Here is a 22,245-nt window from a genome sequence, read left to right as displayed (position 1 = left end):
TAGGGGTTAAAATGTAACATTCAATCCAATTGCATAGGTAGCAGGCATCGGATAGGCACTGGCGGCTGGGTCGATACTGTGTTTATTCGCGCGCCAGAGTATACCGAGATTGTTTGCGTAGCCATACACACCGATCCCTGCTATTGGCATCCGTTGCAGAAACTTGGCAGGTAGCTGATAACCGAGCTGTATATCCTGCAATCGGATATGATCGCCTCGCTCGACCATGATCTCTGATCGGGTGTAAAAACTATCCCGATTGAAATCTGTGGGATACACCATAGCAGGTACATGGGTTCTGCTCTCGTCGCCTGCCTGTTGCCAGCGGTCATTGTACTCAATATCGCCCAATGAAATTCTGCTCAATAAATCAGCGTACAACAGTGCTGGTCTTCGAAAATAGAAACCAAACTGATAGAGTATATTAAAAGATAAAGTGATATTCTTGTATGAAAAGGTATTCATCAGGCTACCAAAGTGAGTGGGATTAGCTGCGCCATGATAGACGATCTGATCTATATCTTGTGATCCGGCTATGCCGCTCCAATCGGTAGACAACTCTCCGTCCAGATACCCCTGCGGATCACCACTACTATTGAGACCTCCCCATCTATAGCTGTATAATGCGAATAATGCTCGATCCTCTATCGGGTTTTGAATACCATCTGTTACGTATGCACTTGCCGTGGTATAGTCCATCAGGTATTTGCTTACCGTAGTGAAAGTATTGTTGTACATCGCTGTGGTCTGCCAGGAGAAATTGCCTATAAGATTTTTAGATGTGATGGATACATCCATACCATGCCCTTTAATGTTGGCGGAGTTGCCACGGTAACGTGACATCCCTGTAGATGGGGCAAGCTCCGCATCCCCCATGATGTCTTTGCCACGCTTGGTAAAGTACTCCACATTTCCTGATAGCCTGTTGTTGAACAAGGCGAACTCTGCTCCAAAATTGACCATCTGTACTCGTTCCCATCTCAAATCCTCGTTTGGCGGATTTGAAATAATGGTGTATGGATTGCCCCAAACATTACTCGGCAATGTATACCCTGTTAAATATGCGGTCACATTCTTATCGACATTACCATTATAGCCGTATGTGGTTCTGATGGATAATTTGTCTATCCAGTCCGCCTGAAAAAAGTTTTCCTTGTGCAGATCCCATTTCGCACCAATAGACCAGAGCGGTACGCCCTTTTGATTGGTACGTACACCAAAGAGATTGCTCTCGTCCCTGCGTACGCTGCCACTCAAGGTATATTTATCTATATACGTGTATGAAGCATTGGCATAGTAAGAGCGATATCTGTCCGTCACTCCACTGATCGTTTGTCCATTGTCTATACGTTGGCTAGTTGTCCCGTAAATGTAGGGAAAGAAAGTAATATGATTGACCGGTGCAAAACTGGTTACCTCGTCTTTGTAGCCATACAGCCGATTGGTATGCCAATCTCTACCTATATCCGAAACCTCAAAACCTGCTATGGCGGAGATCTCATGATCAGTGCCAAATGATCTGTTTAGATTGAGCTGTGTTCTGATATTTTGGGATTTATTTTCTTCATCCCGTAAGTCCAATATGCCACCTAGCGGTACAGGTCTGGTGATGGCTCCTGTACTGGCATTGATGGAAGAAAATTGGTTGATATAGTTTCTGGTGAAATATGTCTCCTCACTTTGGTGGTTTCTTCCTTTGAGTGTACCCTTGCCATATTGATACTTGAGATCAAAATCCAAACCTTTCAGTATTTTATAATTCAATCCCAGATTGATCAGATAACGGCTATTTGTCGTACTGTTGTCTGCAAGATTGATCTCATCCAGCGGTCTGTAATTCCAGTCCAATAATCCAGTACCTGCCATGCTTTCTATATATTCCCTCCGTAATTTGTCAACAGGTAGCGCATTGCCCTGCTGATCCACTAGCTGCGCATATGGATAGAGGATCGGTGTCAACCCGAAGGTTACACTACCCGTATTATTTTGTCTATCCTTTGTCTGTGCATAGTATACAGCAGTGGATATATCGAGTTTGTTTTTCAATAGGCTAACCGTGTTATTGGCATTTAGCGTGACACGTTCATAATCGTTTCTGACCAGGCTATTTAAGTTCTTGTCATATCCTCCTGATATATAGTATCTATTATTGCTTCCACCACCAGATATATTTAGCGCATATTGTTGGTTTTGGCTTTGTCGGTAAAAATGATTGAGAAAATCGTTGCGTACATCGTGCTGACCTAGTTCAGTCAGCTGTCTTTGCAGCTCATCATCAGATAGTGTATTGTTTCTGTTCTGTAGCATCAGCTCTACCGCTGGTGTCAAGGCGGTCATTTGCGGAGAAATGATCTGACTGTCGTAATACCCCTGAGCAAAAAGAAACTTTTCGATTTCGATGTATTCCTTTGGTCCAAGCTGCCTGCCATAGAATAGATCAGGTTTATTGCCGACCGTGACGTTAGAGTTCAGTGCGACCTTCGGTGCGCTGTCCAGCTTTCCCTTTTTTGTCGTCAGCACGATTACGCCATTTCCAGATTTCGCCCCCCATATACTGGCTGCTGCGGCATCCTTCAGTACGGTGATGTTTTCGATATCATTGGGATTGATATCAGATAGATTGCCCTGAAATTCGAAATTGTCCAGAATGATCAAAGGTTTGTCATTGGCATAGATCGTGCTTTCGCCCCTGATCTTGATATTGGATCGTAGACCTGCACCTTTGGGATTGTGATTAAAGAGCAGTCCGTTCGTAATCCCTTCCAAGCGGTCAATGACATTGGTCGATACCCTTCTGTTGATAGCTTCATTGTCTACAAATTCAAACGATCCCGTTGCTCGTTCTTTGGGTATACTCTGAAAACCTGTAGAGATAACATTTACTTCTGTTATAGATGAAAGTACTTCTTTCAATATAATGTTATTATCTCCATATGTTGCTATCTTTTGTTGAGTGGCATAGCCAAGTAAGCGAAAAGTGAGCATCGTTCCTTCTTCAACATTCGTAAAATGAAACTTTCCGTCACGATCGGTTACCGTTTGCAAAGCCTGCTGGCCAACGGAAACCGTCACACCCTGCAATGGTCTTCCTATGCTATCGGTGACCTGCCCATGTATCGGGCGTTGTTGGTCTTTTTTAGGTTGTGTGCGTTCAGCTTTCTTACTGATGATAATGGACTTCCCTTTGAAGGTATAGTTAAGATTGATAGGCAGCAATACTTTATCCAATGTTTCTTGTAGTGTGGCATTGTGTAGCTGTACAGAAACTCTTGGTGCATCCTTTATTACAGCCGAATTGATCACAAAGTTATAGTCACTTTGTAGTCGTATACTGCTAATCACTTCCTCAAGATTTGCCTGCTGAAAAGAAAGCGTAATCTGTCCACTTGCTTTGGCAAAGCATTGTAGCGTAAAAAGTATCGATATAATAATCGTGAGTTTCATCTTCATTAGGTTGAAGTAGCTCTTTCGTCGGATATGATTTTTTATATAGCCGACCAATGAATAGTAATTATTCATACATTTGTGTTAGTTAAGGTTAATATTAAATTACTGTCGAGGTAATTGTTAATTCTTACTTTGCCAGAGGTGTTGTCGCACCTCTGGTTTCTTTATAGCTTTTATTTTTCTGTTATTTTCACCCTCCTTCCTTTGATTTCGAAATTTATATCCGAGACAACCTCCATCAATTCTAAAATTTCAGATAGTCGGGTTGACCTTTTGATTTCAATAAAGAATAGTTGATCAGTAGAAACGGAATTAGGGTCTAGTTCAAAATTGTAATAGCGTGCTAATTCCTTCATGATCGTTCCTAGCTTCTGGTGATGAAAGATGAACATATTGTCTTTCCATGCCAGATACTCCAATAGATTGACCTGTCGGGTACTGAATTTACCTCCTGTGAGTATACTCTGTTGCCCAGGTTGTAACCTGACAAAATTACTATTGCTTACATCATTGACCTGCACACTACCTTGTGCCAGTGTGGTCAAGGTCTCCCTATCATCCGCATAAGCTTTTACATTGAACTGTGTTCCCAGCACCAGTACTTCTTGATTTTTTGTCTCAACTATAAATGGTTTATCCTTTTCGTGCGCAACATCAAAGAAAGCTTCTCCTGTCAGTATCACCTTGCGCTGTAGGCTATTAAAGGCAACGGGAAATCTCAAAGTAGAACTGCCATTGAGCGTTACGACTGTTTGATCGGCTAATTTTATCTTATACATACCGCCAGAGGCTGTCTGTATCGTATTCAATAAGTTTTCACTGTTATTATTCTCAGGACTGATGGAATAGGTTAACATACCATCACTATCCTTTTGTAGACGCATGCCGTCTATATATAATATACTGTCAGCACCTAAGTCATCCAACAACAACTGCTGCCCACTACTTGATACCAGCTTGGCTACAGTGTCAGGTAAAATATCATCGCCATACTTGGATGTAGAAATATGTGTGTCAGTACTGCCTTTCTTCATAAACAAAATGGAAAAGATCGGAACTAGGATCAACATTGCCGCTATGGAGATTACTGCGGCTAATCGCACCGTACTGATTTTTTTGCGTTGAGGAATATTTTTAATGATCGGATCATTCCTTTGCAATATGCTATCGATACGCTTTTCCTGCACATCGGTAAAATGATCGTTCGCCAATTCTTCTTCGATCCGTTCTTTTAGGGATAAATTGCTTTCGTTCTCTCCGAAATAATCCAAAAGCTCCCTCAGCTCGTCATCCGTGTACGCATTGTTGAGATACTTTTTGAACAGTTCTATTTTTCTATCCTCGGTATTAGCCATAGTTTTTTATTTTGCTCCTTTAATCAGCTAATACGCTTGAGATCAAAAAAACAATTAGTCCAATACGAAAAAAAATAAAATAGATTTAAATATCTTGTGCTGTTAATACCGTGAGTGCGATATATACAATATCTTTATTGTTTAGCACATAGTCTCTAACCTGTTTGTTCGCTATGGTTATATGTGCATTGATGGTGGCTGTTGAAATTCCTAAAATTTTGGCAACTTCTTTATAGGACTTACCTTCTAACCTACAAAGTCTGAAAATATTTTGCCGCTGAGGGCTTAAAGTTGATATTGCCTTTTCCAATAACTGGGGCTGTTCATTTTTGATCAGCGTTTCTTCCAGCACCATATAACCTTCCTCAAAATTTTCTTTAAGATATTGAAAATAGACCTGATCCCTTGCTGCTCTTCTGAATATATCTACACAAAGATTTCTACCAATCTGAAATAGGTATGATTTAATGGGACGGTCGGTATCAATATTTTTTCTATGCTGCCATACATTGGCGAATAGTTCCTGCAATACATCATCTACAAGTTCGTCGGACTTCAACAGCCTGAGCAAATTACCTGCTAACCTACGTTTGTATAAGTCGTATATAATATCAAAAGCAGAATGATCACCTTGTTGCAATCTCAATAATAATTCCTTGTCGCTATAGACACTATACGTCATAATTTATCTATTAGTAACACAAATTACTGTATTATAATTTGTAATTACAATAGATTCAGCACTTTAGAGGTGGCGAAATACTAACAGGGTACAGTAGGGTACGCCGAAATATTGTACTTGTATATAAATTGGTTACAGAATTTCTTTGTGTAAAAACTTTTTCTGAACACTAAACATTAAATCTATGAAACAGTATTGCGATACACTACATAATAAAATGTTGAATGAATTGAACGTAGTTCAATCAAAATCCGAAAATGAGTTACAACGATACTGCTGGTCTTATAACGTGATTGAAGAAAATTTAAAGGACTTGAAAAGTTTTATTCTTCACTACGATTTTAATGATATTGAAGAAGAAATTAGCTTTTTTAAGGTTTACAAACCACAGTTTCAGCGTGAATTGATGTATTATCAAGGGTTGTATTTTTTCGAAGCTAATATGCCTATCGCAAAAGAAGGAATGCTTCACTACCACATGCACACACTTTATACCTACGCTAATTTTTTCGAACATCACCGTGCATTATACAATTACTACAAAATGAACTATACGGAGAATGATCACATATACTTCACAAGATCATTAAGTCTTATACCTAACCATCCAGAATATTCGCTCGATCTTGATTTGCGATTTAGTACTGTATTCAGTTATAAGTTAGCCATGATACAGGCATATGAATTGTTACGCGATCACGTTACCTTATCGCTCAACATGGTAGAAAATGGAGAATACTTTATTCGTCCCAACAAGATGGAAAATATTAATTTAAAATGGAGTGATAAAAAATCCGCCCTTATAGAGCTGTTGTTAGCAGTTCATTCAAACAAAAGCATTAATAACGGTCACATTAGTTTTGCAAAACTAGTCGAAAACTTTGAGAAGCTTTTTGAAGTCGATCTTGGAAATGTGTACCGCTCGGTTCAATCTATGAGAATCAGAAAAAAGGACCGAACGCCTTATTTACATTCGCTCATAAAAAGTCTTGAAAATTATATGGATGAAGTGGATATACAATAGTAAAAAATCATTTGTTATCTATTTAGTAAAAAGAGTAGTTACCAAATCCTACTCTTTTTTTATTTCTATTTGAATGACTTATCCAAATACGTGGTGTAGAGATACAAAATACCACAATTAGCATTACCTGATACCATTTGCATGCTGTCAAAAAAATAATTGGTAGGTACATCTTAGGTGTAAATATTAACTCTCAATTGCCTGCAACTTTGCTAACAGACAAAAGGATATAAAAAGATGAATTTATTGGAAAACATTTCATGGATGGAATTACTGCTCTTTTTAGGCATAGCGATCGTAATCTATTACGCAGTCATTATCATCAGGTTTAAGATTGATCCTACCAAAATTATAGGATCAGAGAAAGATATAAAAAGGAATGTAGGTAGTGATCTTCAGATACCTGATGAAGAAATCGCTGATGAAGAGAACGAAATAAAGGAGCTGGAAGAATTGGTGCAGATGTTGAAAAAAGACGTATTGGAAGCAGGCGGAAAAGGTCAGACCAAAGCAGAATTGTTGAACGCAATATCCCATATGGTCAGAAGCTACTCTGGGCTACAGAAGCCTGCTTTCCGGTACGCACTAATCAACTTTATCATCTATAATGCCAACGAAATTTGTGCGATACAACTGGAAGAGGATGAGGTTGAGATGATGTTGGATCATGTATCGCACAGTGATGACGGCACGCTTTGAGTTGGTTGATTGAGGTAGTTGGTGGTAGCGTGTGGTCAGTTTTTGAAGTGGGCAACCTGGGAATTGTGAAAGTGGGGTTAGGATATGGTTGCCCCTTCATTTTTTGCTTAGAAAAAGGAAAGTGTTTAATATAAAAATGTGAGAAATGAAAGTAGTGAGTGTGAAAGCAGTATTCCACTGTGTGAAATGGAAGGCATGTGTTCTTTTTTTAGCTATGGTGCATGTCGGTGAATTGTTGTATGCACAAGATGGACGTTCGGGTATTCAGACAGCAAACACACAAGTTCGAGGTTACTTTGAAGTCGGTACTCAACTGATGCTGGCAATAGGTGCGCTCGTCGGATTGATCGGTGCTGTTAAGGTATATACAAAATGGAGTCAAGGCGACCAAGATACGTCGAAAGTCGCCGCAAGCTGGTTCGGGAGTTGTATATTTTTGGTTGTAGTATCGGTAATCATTAAAAGTTTTTTCGGGGTTTAGTAAATATTCACAGGTATGGAAATGGAGATTATGGGGACAACTTTTGTTGTCGATACGGCAAGCGATCAATTGGTAGAAAAAACAAATCCCAATAATACTATATCACTCGATAAAATGATGTACATGAACTGTGAGTATTCTTTCCGCTACGATCCTGTGTCGAAAAACATTGCACATCCGTCTTCAAAAAGTACTGCAATGGAAGTTATAAAATTTCCTTCGCTTATCGAATTTGATCCGGATGCTATCGCAAAAATGTACAAAATCAGGATGGATCAGCAAAGCCTTTCTTCCATTACGTTATTGAAAGTTCAAGAGCGGGGAATAATAGAAAGATTGAAGGGAAATATACCTATTGTAAGCATCAATGGCAAACCATACGCTGTGAATATTAATAGAAATCAGCTGATAAGTGAAAATAAGCAATTTCCAGACATCGATTTGGATATATTTTCCAAAGATGCAAAGGGCGAAGATTTGTATTGTCTCTATCAGGAAAAAACGGGTGAGAGCATCAGTTTAAAAGATTATGAGAATGCGCCTAATGATGCTATGCTGATAAGAATATCCGCTGTATCTAGGTTAGACCCTGTTGGATTAGCGATTAAAAACAGGCAATCCCCAGTAAAATACTTAGATAAATATGTACAGTCAAACAGAAATATAGCGACGGTCTATCCCAAAGATGCCGATTGGATCAAGACAAAAGTTGATGCCATAAGGAAAAAAGAAGAACAAACAAAAATCAGACAAGCCAAGAAAAAACTAAAAATAAGATAACTATGTACCAAAAACTAAAAGAAAGCCTTTGGGCTTTTATTGTTGTCAACAATCCAGATCTAATGTTTAGACTACAGGATGAATATTCGGTGGTGACTTATCTTGAAGAAAAGGTAAGCAAGGTCATGCCCACTGCATTAAAACTACTTGAAACGGACAAACCCAGTCATGCGATCATAGAACTTTGCTTAAACGAAATGACTGCTGATCTCAAACCTTCCAGATATCAATACATCTTAGGTCTGTTGCAATCGTATTTTTCTAATCGACACAAGGAGCTGGCAGAATTAGGAACTCTGACGTATGTTGCTGTCAGATTGGTCGATCACTGTCAAGAGGTATTAGATAAATTTCCTTTTTGCGAAAAAAGCAAGGAAAGCGATGAATTATCTGTGCAGATGCAGTGTATGATCGGTGATTTCTTATTAAACCTAGAGGATTATTAATAGTTATGGCGACGAGCGTTTATCAAATGAATAAGGGGATTAATAGAAGTATTGAATTTAAAGGCTTACAGGCGCAATATATCTGGTATGTGGCATTTTTGCTGTTGGGGCTCATCGGTGTTTATTTCGTGCTGTTCATCATCGGCTTGAGCCAATATATAGCCATAATGATTGTTGCGATTATTGGAGTTGTTGGCTTCACCAAAATACTAAAGTTAAGCAATACATATGGTGAACATGGATTAATGAAAGTGATGGCAAAGCGGTCATTGCCTAAAGTAATCCGTTGTAAATCTCGGCATGTGTTTATCCAATTGCAAAATAGAAATAAATGATCCCAATTGAAAACATAGAGATCATATATAAAAAAGAAATGAGTGAGTATGGAAAAGTGGCTACAGGAATTGTTTCCTATCTATGATATTAATGAAGAAGGATGTATTGTCAATAAGTCCGGTGATGTGACTGTTGGCTTTAAATTGGAGCTCCCAGAAATATTTACCTTAAGTGATGGCGAGTTAGAGACTATCCACCAATATTGGATAAAAGCAATCAAAATGCTTCCAAAAAATACCGTAATACACAAACAAGATTGGTTTGTCGAAGATCAATATCAAACTGAGCGGCAGGAAAATCCTACTTTTCTTCAGAATGCAGCTGACGACTACTTTAAAAATCGACCCTATCTTTCTCATACGAGCTATTTGTTTATGACCAAATGTGTATCGGATAGAGCTATTTCCAGCATAACTTCAAATTTAATCAGACCAAATTTTATTCCTCCTCATCTGTTGGAAAAAAAGGAAATAGACAATTTTATTGAAGTATGTGGGCAATTTAAAAAGATCATGCAGGACTGTGGTTACTTTAAATTTCATCAGTTAGGCACTGAGGAACTTTTGAGTAATGATAAGAAAATCGGTTTATTTGAAAGGTACATGTTTTTGAATACAGATGCTCAGAAACTAATTCAGGATATCGAATTTAAAGATGAAATACGGATTGGCAATAAACAGTGTCAATTCTATACACTTGCTGATGCGGAAGACCTACCAGCTCTTTGTGGCAGCAGAATAACATTTGATAAATACAGTACGGATCATACAAAATTTCCAATAGGGTTTGCTTCGAATCTAGGTTTACTATTGCCGTGCAATCATGTGTATAATCAATTTATAAAAATCGAAGATCCTCAGTTGACATTAAAGAGATTTGAAACCAAACGTGTACGGATGCAATCGCTATCTGCTTATAGCAGGAGCAACACTATAAATCGGGATGCTATTAATCAGTTTCTAAACGAAGCTATCGGACAACAGCGATTGCCTGTAAAAGCGCATTTCAATATTATGGTATGGGCGGATAATAACGAAGAGCTTAAGAAAAGAAAAAGTATGGTTGCTACCGCTCTTGCTAAAATTGATGCAACCGCAAAAGAGGAAGTTTGGGGTGCCGCGCAGATTTTTTGGTCTTGTATTCCTGGCAATTCCGGAAACCTTCCTCTAAACGATACATTTGATACGTTTGCAGAACAGGCTTCCTGTTTCTTGGTTAATGAAACAAACTACCAAAGTGAAACTGTAAGTACAGGTATTCGATTTTGTGACCGCTTTGGTCGTCCTGTTTATTTAGATCTGTTTGATAAACCACGCAAACAAGGTATCTCCTCCAATATGGGTACGCTAGTATTAGGTACTTCCGGCGGTGGGAAATCCATGACAGTCAATCATATGCTCCGAAGTCTGTATGATCAGGGGGCACACGCTGTTGTGATTGATATAGGTGGTAGCTACAGGGGTTTATGTGAACTATTGGGCGGATATTATCTGACGTACGAGGAACATGACCCGATAAAATTTAATCCCTTTTATTTGCCAGAAGGAATTGCTTTAGACACGGAGAAAAAGGAAAGCCTTAAAGCCTTATTGGTTGCACTTTGGAAACAGGAAACAGATTATTACAACAGAAGTGAGTATGTTGCGCTTTCCAATGCACTACAGGGATATTATGATCTTCTCCAAAAAGACAAATCTATATTTCCCTGCTTCGATACGTTTTACGAATATCTCCAGACAACTTATGTAGAGTTGTTGCGCTCTATGAATGTCAAAGACAAAGATTTTGATATAAACAATTTTCTATACGTATTACGACCTTACTACAAAAATGGAGAATTTGACTACCTGCTCAATGCTAAAGATAAACTTGATATCCTTCATTCCAGATTTGTGGTCGTTGAGTTAGACAATATTAAAGATCACCCTATTTTATTTCAGGTTTCGACACTTTTAATTAGCGAGTTGTTTATTTCTAAAATGCGGAAACTGGCTGGTACACGTAAAATACTTTGCATAGACGAAGCATGGAAAGCGATTACAAAAAGCAGTATGGCGGAGTTTTTAAAGTACGCCTTTAAAACGATACGAAAGTTCAACGGTATTCCAATCGTGGTAACACAGGAGTTGGACGACCTAATTTCTTCTCCTATTATAAAAGAGGCAATTATCGCCAATGCGGATATCAAAATTTGTATGGACATGCGAAAGTTTGTGAACAAGTTTGATAAGCTACAGGATGCACTTGGTATGTCAGCCAAAGGAAAAACCATATTACTCTCTGTAAACAAAGATAACAGGGAAATCTATGTTGAGGTAGGCGGTCAGATGATGAAGGTGGTTAAAAACGAACTGTCTCCTGAAGAATATTTTGCCTACACTACCGAAGGTAAAGAACGTGTTAAGGTGCTGGAATATGCAAAGAAATATAATAGCATGGAGCTCGGAATACAGGAAATGGTCAAACAAAGTAAGAGGGTAGAAAAAAAATAGCTGTTATGAGAAAGCTTAGAAATTATTTCATGATCTTTTTTTTGGGTATTAGTCTGGTTTCATTACCAACTCTTACTGCAAATGCAGGTATTTACGAAATCATAAAGGCAGCTGTGGTGAAAGCAATACGGGCTGCCGACCTGGCGATCCAACGGCAACAGAATAGGGTCATCTGGTTACAAAATGCCCAAAAGGTTTTAGAAAACACTCTATCAAAATTAAAACTGGATGAAATATCGGATTGGACAGGCAGGCAAAAGGAACAGTACCAGAAGTATTTCGACGAATTGCGAAAAGTTAAGATGCTGATAAGTTACTATCAGAGGATCAAAGATATTTCGGAAAAACAATTGCTGTTGACGAAGGAATATTCCCGAGTCTGGACAACGATTAGGAATGATACATATTTTACTCCGGAAGAAATTGACTACATGTCGAAGGTATACATTGGCATATTGGAACAGAGCCTAAATAATGTAAACGAATTATCTATGATCGTCAATAATTTTAGAACTCAAATGTCGGATGCTAAGCGACTTGAGATCATCAATTCTGTGTCGGATAAGGTGGATGAGAATTATAGTGATCTGAAACAGTTTAATGCACAAAACAGTATTCTCCGATTACAAAGGGCGAAAACGAATAATGAAATTCAGCTGGTAAAACGAATGTATGGATTGGAGTAAAAACATATCAACTGAAAATTGATAAAAAAATGGACTCAACGAAGGAATGTGCGAAGTCCAAATAAAGGAATTTAAACGCAAGTAAGTTATGAAAATATTTATAATAATGTTCCTCATATTAGGTTCATTCCCTGTTTTAAGTTTTGCGCAATCGACTTGGTTCAAAGAGTGGTTCAGGCAGAACAAAACACAAAGAGAATATCTGATTAATCAAAATGCGGCACTACGTGTATATATCGGATATGCTCGTAAGGGATATGAAATTTACAATAAGGGATTGACCACCATAGGAGCGATCACAAACGGAGAGTTTACCTTTCATAAAGATTATTTCAATTCACTAAAGACAGTAAATCCGGCTATTACAAAATTTGCAGGTGGCGTAGATATCTTAACCTGGTACGAAGCTATACTACGATCTCATAAGACAAATATGGCTATTCTGACCAAAAGCCATTCGATACAAAACGAAGAAATCAGATATGTAAACACCGTGTATGAGCGTGTTATCCGAGACTGTAGTTTAATGGTTGATGAGCTGAATATGATCGTCAGTAATGCTACTATTGAGATGACTGATGATCAACGTATTCAGCGTATAAAAGAACTGCATGTAGAAATGAAAGACATCTATACTTTCATTACATCCTTCGGTCAAGATGCTGTGATGTTGAGTATATCCCGTAATAGAGAAAAGGGAAATATCAGATTAAGTAGAGTTGTACAGGAATAAAGTGAATATCATGAAAAAATCAATCGTTACGATAATTCTAGTTACCCTTGGAATAGGATTTCAGTTGAAGGTATCAGCGCAGCAAGATGAAATAGCGCAGTTACTATTAAATGTGGACAAGCTAGCACAGTTCAGAAAGATCCTAGACGATATGAAGAAAGGATATGATATTCTTTCTGGCGGATACAATACGGTAAAGAATATTGCAGAGGGAAATTTTAGCGTTCATAAAGTCTTTTTGGATGGACTGCTGACTGTTAGTCCTGAAGTTAGAAATTACCGTAAAGTTGCTGGTGTAATCGATTACCAACTACGTATAGTCAAGGAATACAGATCGGCTATGAACAGATTTCGTGACAGTAAAGTGTTGCGTATGGAAGAAATATTATACTTGGAACATGTGTATAGTAACCTTTTCAAAAAATCGATAAATAGTTTGGATGAACTAACCATGATATTAACAGCAAACCAACTCCGAATGAGTGATGATGAGCGACTGAAAGCCATTGATCAAATCTACCAAGATATGGCGGATAGATTGTCCTTTTTAAAGGAGTTCAATAGCAATACAAGTATGCTCGTAGTCCAACGGAAAAAGGAGCTGGACAACATCCGTTCGTCAAAAAAATATATAGGAAAAGAATGATTTTTTGTACTGTTTTAAAGGAAAGTGAGGGAATGGTTTATGTGGGGAAATTTAAAACTACCATTACTAACGATAATGGTCATACTACCTATGTTGGTATCAGCACAGGTAGCAGAGGGTATACGAGGTCTGCAAGAAGTCTTGGAGACCTTGCATACAACGATGAAAGGTGAAAGCAGACATCTCGTAGGGGTAGCTAGTGGTTTGGGTGGATTTGGCGCTTTATTTTACATAGCGGCAAGGGTATGGAAGCATCTTGCAGCAGCAGAGCCGATAGACTTCTATCCTTTACTTAGACCGTTTGCAATTGGTTTCTGCATTATAAATTTTAGTGCTGTACTCGCAGTTATTGAAGGTGTGATGAAACCCACGGTCACAGGTACAGCTGCCATGATCGAGGGAAGCAATCAAGCTATTGCCAGATTGCTGGATGAAAAGGAAAAAGCTTTGAAAACAACGCCCCAATGGGAAATGTATGTCGGAGTAAGTAATAAGGGAGATCGGGACAAGTGGTTGAAATATACGTATGATAAAGATCCTGCTGATGAAGGTTTTTTTGATGGTATAGGAAATGATATCCGTTTCGCAATGGATAAAGCCGCATACAGTTTTAGAAGTTCGGTGCGTGAATGGATGAGTGAAGTGCTAAAAATAGTTTACGAAGCAGCCGCACTATGTATTAATACACTACGTATTTTTCAATTGATCGTATTAGCTATTCTTGGTCCCGTCGTCTTTGCCATAAGCATTTTTGATGGCTTTCAACACACATTGACAGTATGGCTCGCACGCTATATCAACATCTTTCTTTGGTTACCCGTTGCAAATATATTTGGGAGCATAATTGCTAAGATACAGGAAGAAATGCTCAAGTTGGATTTGAAGCAGATAAATGAAGGTAGCTATTGGGAAGCAAAGACTTTTTTCTCTCCTACTGATATCGGTTATATGATCTTTCTGATTATTGGTATCGTAGGCTACTTCACCGTTCCTTCAGTCGCAAATTACATCGTGCATGCCGCTGGTGCAGGTGCATTGCAAAGTAAGGTAACCAGTATTGCAACAAGCACGGTTGGTGCTGCTACGAGTACAGCTACAGGTATTGCAACAATGGGTATCGGCGCAACAACAGCAGCAGGTAGTATGGCGATGGATGCACTTGGAGATGCTGCATCAAGGATGGCCGGAAGCATGTCATCACAAAAAAGTGGCGAAGGATATTTTAACGACAAATTAAAAGGAGAATAAGATGTTTAAGAAAGTGATCAATATGGATGCCTCTTTCAGGCAGATGCGTTTGGTAGCCATAGTTGCGGTGTGCGCATCCTTTTCATTATGCGCATTTGTGGTGTCCAAGTTTTTCAGGATGTCGTCAGAACTTCAATCAACAATATATGTATTAGGTAACGGAAAAGCAATAGAGGCTTTCGCCTCTAATAGAAAAGAGAATATTCCAATTGAAGCTAAAGATCACATAGCAACATTTCACGAATACTTTTTTGATCTACCACCTGATGATAATCAAATAAAAAAGAATATAGCTAAAGCTCTATATCTAGCTGATCATTCCGCAAAACGTGAATATGATAATCTAGTTGAAGTCAATTATTATATGACTCTAGTTTCATCTAATATCAATCAAACTATTACGATCGACAGTATACATTTAAACTTTGACGTAATACCGTTTCAATTCCGATGTTTTGCCACACAGACAATAACGAGAGCAACATCAATAGCGAATAGAAGTCTTATAACCGAGGGTAAATTACGTACTGTGCAACGTAGCGAAAACAATTCACACGGTTTCCTTATCGAACAGTGGAAGATTGTAGAGAATAAGGATATTTCTGTTAAAAAAAGATAGCTCTTATGAAGCAAAAGAAATTAGAAACCCGAAAAAGAGAATTGGCAAACTGGCTACAGCATAGAGCAAGCAAGTTTTCTGTTCGCGCCCAAAAATGGGTATTTGTTATCAGTGTATCCATAATTGTAATTTATTGTATCAATCTTATCTCTGGAGATTATATAATCAATAGATTAATAACGTTTGAGAAAAGCAATCTGAGAATTGATACCGAGATGATAAAGGCTCGTATTTCATACATAGAAAAACATCTGGACAGCATAAGTGAAACGCAGAACGGACGATTCAAGGTTGATAGTATTCTTCTGGTAAATCCTGGCTTACTGGACAGTATGGCAAGGTGGAAAGCAGAACTTGAAAGATTGGAAACTCCTTAGAGTATCATATGAAATTTAACTTATAAAATATATCAGTCATGGAAAAAAAACAACACAAAAGTTCTGACGAGGAAGTAAGAAAGCAAAAACTTATGCTAGTTCTACCTTTATTAGTAATACCTTTTATCATGTTCAGTTTTTGGGTATTAGGGGGTGGAAAACATAAAAATAATTATCTATCTGAAAATAGTACTGGTCTGAATATGGATCTGCCTGTTGCGGAAAACAATAAAACGCAAAATGATAAACTGTCTCTTTACGATGTAGCTGAAAAAGATCTTCAGCGATTAAATGAACTTAAAAAAGCAGATCCCTACTATAGTGCCGAAGACTTAAATGCAGAGTATTATGAAGGATATGATGATTATCAAGGTTTCAGATCATTATCCTTTCAAGATAATAAGGAAAAGCAGATATACGACAAGATCAATCAACTCAATGCAAGTTTAGATCAAAGCCAATACTATCCAACGCCAAAATACAGTGAACCTACCTATGTTTCTGCATCTGAAACATACCAAATCAAAAGCGACATTACTAGATTGGAAGAAATGATGAGTAGAATGCAAAATGTAGAGCCAGCTCCCGATCCAGAAATGGAGCAAATAAACACGGTATTGCAATCAGTGTTAGATATTCAGCATCCTGTGCGCGTACAGGATAGAATCAAAAGGACATCGTTGGAAAATTTGGGGCAAGTGTTTGCTGTAGATGCCGTCAAAATTGAAACCCCTATAACATTTTTATCGGATCAAATAGACACAGGTATATCAGATGTCAGATCAGTATTTTATGGATTGTCTTCTGATCATATTGAAAACAATGATCGCAACACAATTGAAGCAGTCGTACATGAGACCAGTACTGTTACATCTGGCTCAACTTTAAAATTACGGTTGCTGAATGACATCTATGTAAATGGAAATCTTATACCAAAAGACAATTTTTTGTTTGGAAAAGTTTCGTTTCAGGATGAACGTTTAGCTGTGACAATTGATGCAATTAGATATCAAAACTCAATATTTCCGGTCAAACTTTCGGTGGTTGATCTAGATGGAATTGAAGGAATATGTATTCCTAGTTCTGTCATTAGAGAAGTAGCAAAGCAAGGTGGCGATCAATTCACTAATAGCATAGGGATAAACAGCTTTAGTCCAAATATCGGAACTCAGCTGGCTACTACGGGAATAGATATTGGTAGATCTATGATAAATAAAAAAGTAAAAGCTGTGAAAGTTCAGGTTAAATCTGGCTATAGAATATTATTAAGAGATAACAAAATATAAAAATTTAAAAAGTAGTAATTATGAAAAAGTTGTGTAGAGGGGTATTGTGTGCAATGCTACTGATCATTAGCAATGTTTTTATTGTATCGGCGCAGGATATTGAGACAGATAAACTTCATTTAGGCATTCCTGTAATTGAAATCGCTAACGATAAGACAACAAACTTAATTTTCCCATTTTCCATTATATCTGTAGACAGAGGTAGTAGTGAAGTAATGGTCCAGAAAGCAAAGGGGGTAAAGAACGTTTTGCAATTAAAATCGGCGGAAGAGGATTTTGCAGAAACTAATCTTACCGTAATTACAAGTGACGGCTCCTTGTACTCTTTCCTATTGGTATATAATCATTTTCCATTCCAGACGAATTATGTATTAAATGATATGAAGCCGTTTCGCTTTAAAGCTGAACTGCATGATACAAACAGCAATGAAGCAATTTTATTTTCTAAATCAACGGAAGTGTCATTAAGGAAAGCGTTTCTAAAAAAGCTCTCTAAGGCTTATGGAGTTTCAATACAAATACAAGGCATATATATATATAACGGGATTATGTATTTTAAGGTTCAGCTATCGAACAATACCCAAATCCCATATAATGTGGAGCAGTTCAGGTTTTATATAAAAGATAAAAAGCTTACAAAGCGAACGGCATCACAGGAATTGGAGATATCACCAATTAATATACACGGTCATTATGAAGCAATCCCAGCTAATTCCAATATAATTGTCATCGTAGCGATGGAAAAATTTACTATTCCAGACAAAAAAATATTTCATATTGAAATGCTTGAAAAGAACGGTGGGCGCAATTTGCATATAAAAATCAAAAATAAAGATCTCATTAAATGTAGACAGCTATAATCGATACGATTAAAAGCTGTTATCAGGAGAGAGGTAAGAAATTATTATTTATAAAAAAACTTGTGTGATGGAAACGAAAGAAAGAGCCGAAAATATACAATCCCTTGCAACTAAAATGTACTATTCTGGATTTAGTGAAATTACTGTTGATCAATTACAAAAGCAGTTCGACGAGGCTGTAAAGAATAAAAAAGATAGTTTCCAGGTGGTTTTGGATAAGAAAAGTAACGGTGATAGTGTAAGGGCTGTATTGAATTTTGATTTTTCTCAAAATTCAGGGAAGTACTATTTCAATAACTTTGATCTTTTACTTAAAAAATATGGAAAAGAAGAAACTCTTCAGCAAAAGTTTTATGTCGGTTACGGCTCTAACTATACTCTGAAAGAAGGTTATAATTTGCTGGATGGTCGCTCAGTGTATAAACACCTGATCACAACAGATAAAATTGATCGGGAGAAAAAAAATGAGTTTAAAGGCTGGGTAAAACTGGATTTTAACGATGCCAATGAAAGCGGTAATTTTAAAATCCAACGGATAAACAATTTTGACATCGCAAAAAATATTGAAGAATATGCGTTAAAGGGAATTGAAAATGACAAGTATAAACAGAACCTGATCAACTCTCTAAAAAAAGGCAACCAAGCAAGCGTTACTATCGAAACTTCGGCTGGTGAAAGAAAAATAGTAATTGAAGCTCAGCCTTCTTATAATTCCATCAAACTGTATGATGAAAATTTGAAGCCAATATTGTTATCGATGAAAAGGAAAATCGATAAAACTGTTCAGGGGAAGGATAATAATAACAGTCAAAGTCAAGCTGGCGAAAATCAATCACCTAAAGTTGAAGAGAATAATGTAGTCAATAGTAAAGATCAAAATCATGGCAATAGCCCTGACCAAAACCAGACTACTGATACACTTAAAAAAGTGGAACAAAATCAGGCTGAAGACAATCTACTACCTAAGCTTGAACAAGAAAATAATGTTGTCAATAATAAAGATCAAAATCAGTCTACTGATACATCTAAAAAAGTGGAACAAAATCAGGCTGAAGAGAATAAAAATAATGAAGTCATCAAAAAGTCTCAAGATAACAAACAGACAGGACAAAAGAAATCAACCGGAGATAAAAGGCAAACAAATAAGCGAAGTGTTAGAGTATAAATAAAATTGGAAAGCTATGCTTGCCAATCAAAATCGATTAATAATGGCTAACAGAATTGAAACTTTTCTCAATGATATCGCAAGATGGAAGGATTATTTCGAAAATCTCGCAAGCAAAGGTATGTTCTCTACTGCAAACTTGGGAAGTAGACAACATAAAAAGGAATTGTTAAATAGATATCGTGAAATTGCTGGAACAAATTTGAAAAATCTAACCAGTGAGGAAAAAGCTTCCATGCGAATTGTGCAGAGGGAACGAAGACAATTGGAAAGGGAGCTATATCCTAATGTAATACTAAGGTTTGTGAGAAATATGTTTCGTCTTACTAATGCCACTTTAGGAAAAGTCTTTGTCAATCCGATGAAGCAAAAGCAAAGCCAAAAGACTGTAGATGCGGAGTTACACCAGTTCGGTTTGGAAAGCTTTTCGGATAAGATAGCTCCACAAATTCGGGCTGGTCAAAACTCTATCGTAGAAAAGACAGCAATATCAAAAAAACAAAATGAAGTATTGGAATTTGGTGTTTCGGTGGATAAGGACATGACCGGACGGCACTATCTGAAAGAAGCTACGGCAACGTTGACATTAAATGAAAAGGACAAACGTAGTTTGAGCTTTATCGATAATATGGGACTTTCACCCGATAAAGCCAACAATTTACTTGCTGGTCGTCCTGTGCTTATGTATGGAGATCGATGGAAAATTCCAAATATAAACGACACGGATGGAAAGGGTAATATTATAGTGAAGGAAATCAAGGTTATCGATTACAAAATAGAAGAACTATTAACTAAAATACCGGGCACAAAGTTGAGCAGCACTGAACTTCAGAAGACTGTAAAAGCTTTGAAAAAAGGGGAACGTATTGAAATCCCTATTAAGATTGATGGAAAGCAGAGGAACATTGGTCTGGAAGCTTCACCACTAAAGAGGGATTTTATTTATTACGAAGGAAATAGGCGAACGACGTTAGATCAGTTGCTCGGTCAAAGACAAAATGAAGCCAAAACGATAAACCTAAAAGAGAAGCAACAACAGTCTCAACGTAGCCAGTTAAAGAAAAAAGTACAGTAATGGATAATCGAGATGCAATGATTGTTTTTTTGGAGCGTATTGCAACAGATCCCTATGTCGATACAAAGCATATCGCAGTGTATTCAGCTTTATACTTGAGATGGCAAAGGGCTAATAAGAAACCTGTACGTGTGAAGAGCCGAACACTTATGAAAGAAGCAAAAATATCCAGTTCAGCCACGTACTTTTTGAAGTTAAGGCACCTCGTGGATAAGGGCTATATAAAATACTATCCGTCGAGAAATACAAAGAGCTCCAGCAGCTTTTTTTTGGAATAATTGTTAACAGAGTGATGTTAGAAATACAGTGAAAATGGAAGGGAATAACAAAAACAGAGACAGGCAACCTGTCACAAGAGCAGATTTAGATTTTTTTAAAGTTGAGATATTGGAAGGTGTTCGGCTTATTCTTGCTAACAAAGGTCTAGTACAGAAAAAGTGGCTAAAATCACATGAGGTAAGAAAGCTTTTAGGTGTTTCCTCTGGTAAATTACAGCGTATGCGAGACATGGGACAACTACCTTACACGGCAATAGGCTGTGTATTCTATTACTCGGAAGAGGATATTAGGAAACTTCTTGAAAGTAGGAAAAGGCAATGAAAAAATCACAGACTGGTTTTGGAAAGGTCTTGCCACCAACAGAACACGAGGTCACTATCTATTTCGCACAGGCAGGGAAAAGTCGTCAATTAGCTAGTGAATTTTATGATGAGTTCAATTCTAAAAATTGGCTTACCAGATCAGGTAAGCCAATTTTTAACTGGAAAAAGAAGGCTTGGGAGTATATTAGCTTACTGTCACAGTAATGGTTAATTGATTGATAATTATCGCTTTTTAGATAGTATTTGTCCGCGAAAAAAGATGGAATTGGTTGCAAAATTATTCATAACGATTAGCAGATTAGCTATTTTAGTTTAATCACTTTGCTTCGGTTTAACATCTCCTTTGTGGATATTGAATTTTGAATCTTATGAATGTTTATTTCGCATTCCGCAGAATTCCCAAACTTTTTTGTCTGCATTTTACAAATGTCCTTTAGTTTTTCAGCCACATCCGTTTGAACTGAAATCGTCCGCATTGCTGTTAGTATATTCGTTTTCGTATCAATTAAAAACAGGTTAACAATATTACCCTCAGCATTTAGCCAGTTATCTATACCAAAATCAGATTTTATTTTTAGAACATTGATGCTGCAATCTAAATTCCAGCTATCAAAGTTCAGTATAAAAAAAGGACAATTGTCTTTTCAAACAGAGCATATTCTAGCGAGCCTTTACGCCAATCCATAATTTCATTGGATGTCGGATCAGACAGATAACATTTTATATCAAAAAAAGATATCGTAATTTCCGACAATGTTATCTCACCACCTGAATTCGGTTGTGGAAAAGGAAAAGGCTTGTTTACTTCGTATTTAATCATATAGTGAATAATTCAAATTGTTGGAGTATCTAAAAAATTATTCTGCATATCTTTTAAACTTTTATTATATCTAGTATTGAGATATAACGTCCAGAATCTGAATAACAGTAGTTTTCATCCAATAGAGTTCCTTGATCAGTTTTGTCCAAAAAAGCGTGAGAAATATCATCTCCATCTATTTGCTCTGCGACAATTTTCCCATTTTCTTCTATACTGCAAATATTACTGATACCTTGATATGAATAGTTTTCTTTAGACGAAGGGGCACTCCATCTTACAATTTTTCCTTTAAAATTTTTGGCGTTTTTTATCGATAATAACTCCATTTATTGAGGCTTTTAATTGGTTGAAAATCCTGTGTTTTTATTATAAAAATACAGGATTTT

The 22,245-nt window shown here is 37.3% G+C and carries 24 protein-coding genes; 20 read left to right on the top strand and 4 right to left on the bottom strand.

From position 1 onward, the window contains the following. Positions 1–6 precede the first annotated feature (6 nt). The 3 genes from CLV99_RS20595 to CLV99_RS20585 all read right to left on the bottom strand — a co-directional run bounded on the left by CLV99_RS20595 (position 7) and on the right by CLV99_RS20585 (position 5,484). Entirely contained in the window at positions 7–3,519 is a 3,513-nt protein-coding gene (locus CLV99_RS20595) for a SusC/RagA family TonB-linked outer membrane protein (protein ID WP_133586400.1), read from the bottom strand. A gap of 101 nt (positions 3,520–3,620) precedes the next feature. After that, on the bottom strand, positions 3,621–4,802 hold the full coding sequence (locus CLV99_RS20590) for a FecR family protein (RefSeq protein ID WP_133586399.1): 1,182 nt from the start codon (positions 4,800–4,802) through the stop codon (positions 3,621–3,623). Positions 4,803–4,887: 85 nt separating this feature from the next. Beyond that, complete coding sequence (locus CLV99_RS20585; protein WP_133586398.1) at positions 4,888–5,484, bottom strand: RNA polymerase sigma factor; 597 nt, start codon at positions 5,482–5,484, stop codon at positions 4,888–4,890. Between the two features lie 184 nt (positions 5,485–5,668). On the opposite strand from CLV99_RS20585, the gene CLV99_RS20580 reads away from it, so the two are divergent. The 20 genes from CLV99_RS20580 to CLV99_RS20485 all read left to right on the top strand — a co-directional run bounded on the left by CLV99_RS20580 (position 5,669) and on the right by CLV99_RS20485 (position 21,243). Further along, on the top strand, positions 5,669–6,508 hold the full coding sequence (locus CLV99_RS20580; protein ID WP_133586397.1) for an RteC domain-containing protein: 840 nt from the start codon (positions 5,669–5,671) through the stop codon (positions 6,506–6,508). A 237-nt stretch (positions 6,509–6,745) separates the two neighbouring features. Next, positions 6,746–7,207, top strand: coding sequence for a hypothetical protein (locus tag CLV99_RS20575; RefSeq protein WP_133586396.1), 462 nt, complete (start codon positions 6,746–6,748; stop codon positions 7,205–7,207). A 145-nt stretch (positions 7,208–7,352) separates the two neighbouring features. After that, positions 7,353–7,688 (top strand): DUF4134 domain-containing protein, encoded by a 336-nt coding sequence (locus CLV99_RS20570; RefSeq protein ID WP_133586395.1) that lies wholly within the window; start codon positions 7,353–7,355, stop codon positions 7,686–7,688. A gap of 15 nt (positions 7,689–7,703) precedes the next feature. After that, entirely contained in the window at positions 7,704–8,468 is a 765-nt protein-coding gene (locus CLV99_RS20565) for a hypothetical protein (protein ID WP_133586394.1), read from the top strand. A gap of 2 nt (positions 8,469–8,470) precedes the next feature. Further along, positions 8,471–8,914 (top strand): hypothetical protein, encoded by a 444-nt coding sequence (locus tag CLV99_RS20560; RefSeq protein WP_133586393.1) that lies wholly within the window; start codon positions 8,471–8,473, stop codon positions 8,912–8,914. 5 nt (positions 8,915–8,919) lie between these two features. Continuing rightward, positions 8,920–9,249, top strand: a complete 330-nt coding sequence (locus CLV99_RS20555) for a DUF4133 domain-containing protein (protein ID WP_133586392.1) — start codon at positions 8,920–8,922, stop codon at positions 9,247–9,249. A gap of 48 nt (positions 9,250–9,297) precedes the next feature. Next, positions 9,298–11,742, top strand: a complete 2,445-nt coding sequence (locus tag CLV99_RS20550) for a TraG family conjugative transposon ATPase (protein ID WP_133586391.1) — start codon at positions 9,298–9,300, stop codon at positions 11,740–11,742. 5 nt (positions 11,743–11,747) lie between these two features. After that, positions 11,748–12,428, top strand: a complete 681-nt coding sequence (locus CLV99_RS20545) for a conjugal transfer protein TraI (protein ID WP_246032819.1) — start codon at positions 11,748–11,750, stop codon at positions 12,426–12,428. 88 nt (positions 12,429–12,516) lie between these two features. After that, positions 12,517–13,161, top strand: coding sequence for a hypothetical protein (locus CLV99_RS20540; RefSeq protein WP_133586390.1), 645 nt, complete (start codon positions 12,517–12,519; stop codon positions 13,159–13,161). Positions 13,162–13,171: 10 nt separating this feature from the next. Beyond that, the gene (locus CLV99_RS20535) at positions 13,172–13,807 is read left to right on the top strand and encodes a TerB family tellurite resistance protein (RefSeq protein ID WP_133586389.1); all 636 of its coding nucleotides are present in this window, start codon (positions 13,172–13,174) and stop codon (positions 13,805–13,807) included. Positions 13,808–13,846: 39 nt separating this feature from the next. Beyond that, positions 13,847–15,055, top strand: coding sequence for a conjugative transposon protein TraJ (gene traJ / locus CLV99_RS20530; protein ID WP_133586388.1), 1,209 nt, complete (start codon positions 13,847–13,849; stop codon positions 15,053–15,055). Between the two features lies 1 nt (position 15,056). Beyond that, a complete protein-coding gene (traK, locus tag CLV99_RS20525) occupies positions 15,057–15,674 on the top strand; it encodes a conjugative transposon protein TraK (RefSeq protein ID WP_133586387.1) in 618 nt (205 codons plus the stop codon). Between the two features lie 5 nt (positions 15,675–15,679). Continuing rightward, positions 15,680–16,051, top strand: coding sequence for a hypothetical protein (locus CLV99_RS20520; RefSeq protein WP_133586386.1), 372 nt, complete (start codon positions 15,680–15,682; stop codon positions 16,049–16,051). Between the two features lie 38 nt (positions 16,052–16,089). Further along, positions 16,090–17,337, top strand: a complete 1,248-nt coding sequence (gene traM, locus CLV99_RS20515) for a conjugative transposon protein TraM (RefSeq protein ID WP_133586385.1) — start codon at positions 16,090–16,092, stop codon at positions 17,335–17,337. A 20-nt stretch (positions 17,338–17,357) separates the two neighbouring features. Next, entirely contained in the window at positions 17,358–18,197 is an 840-nt protein-coding gene (gene traN / locus CLV99_RS20510; protein ID WP_133586384.1) for a conjugative transposon protein TraN, read from the top strand. Positions 18,198–18,264: 67 nt separating this feature from the next. After that, positions 18,265–19,362, top strand: coding sequence for a hypothetical protein (locus CLV99_RS20505; protein WP_133586383.1), 1,098 nt, complete (start codon positions 18,265–18,267; stop codon positions 19,360–19,362). Positions 19,363–19,405: 43 nt separating this feature from the next. Further along, on the top strand, positions 19,406–20,437 hold the full coding sequence (locus CLV99_RS20500; RefSeq protein WP_133586382.1) for a hypothetical protein: 1,032 nt from the start codon (positions 19,406–19,408) through the stop codon (positions 20,435–20,437). Beyond that, positions 20,437–20,715 (top strand): hypothetical protein, encoded by a 279-nt coding sequence (locus CLV99_RS20495; protein ID WP_133586381.1) that lies wholly within the window; start codon positions 20,437–20,439, stop codon positions 20,713–20,715. Before CLV99_RS20500 ends, CLV99_RS20495 begins: the two co-directional genes overlap by 1 nt. 34 nt (positions 20,716–20,749) lie before the next feature. Continuing rightward, entirely contained in the window at positions 20,750–21,037 is a 288-nt protein-coding gene (locus CLV99_RS20490; RefSeq protein WP_133586380.1) for a helix-turn-helix domain-containing protein, read from the top strand. Further along, a complete protein-coding gene (locus tag CLV99_RS20485; protein WP_133586379.1) occupies positions 21,034–21,243 on the top strand; it encodes a hypothetical protein in 210 nt (69 codons plus the stop codon). Before CLV99_RS20490 ends, CLV99_RS20485 begins: the two co-directional genes overlap by 4 nt. A gap of 669 nt (positions 21,244–21,912) precedes the next feature. On the opposite strand, the gene CLV99_RS20480 is transcribed toward CLV99_RS20485, so the two are convergent. After that, positions 21,913–22,185 (bottom strand): hypothetical protein, encoded by a 273-nt coding sequence (locus tag CLV99_RS20480; RefSeq protein ID WP_133586378.1) that lies wholly within the window; start codon positions 22,183–22,185, stop codon positions 21,913–21,915. Positions 22,186–22,245 lie beyond the last annotated feature (60 nt).

Origin of the sequence: Sphingobacterium yanglingense (assembly GCF_004363245.1) — a bacterium.
Classification (GTDB): Bacteria; Bacteroidota; Bacteroidia; order Sphingobacteriales; family Sphingobacteriaceae; genus Sphingobacterium; species Sphingobacterium yanglingense.
The sequence above is the reverse complement of the archived record's forward strand: the minus strand, read 5'-3'. Positions and strand labels throughout refer to the sequence as shown.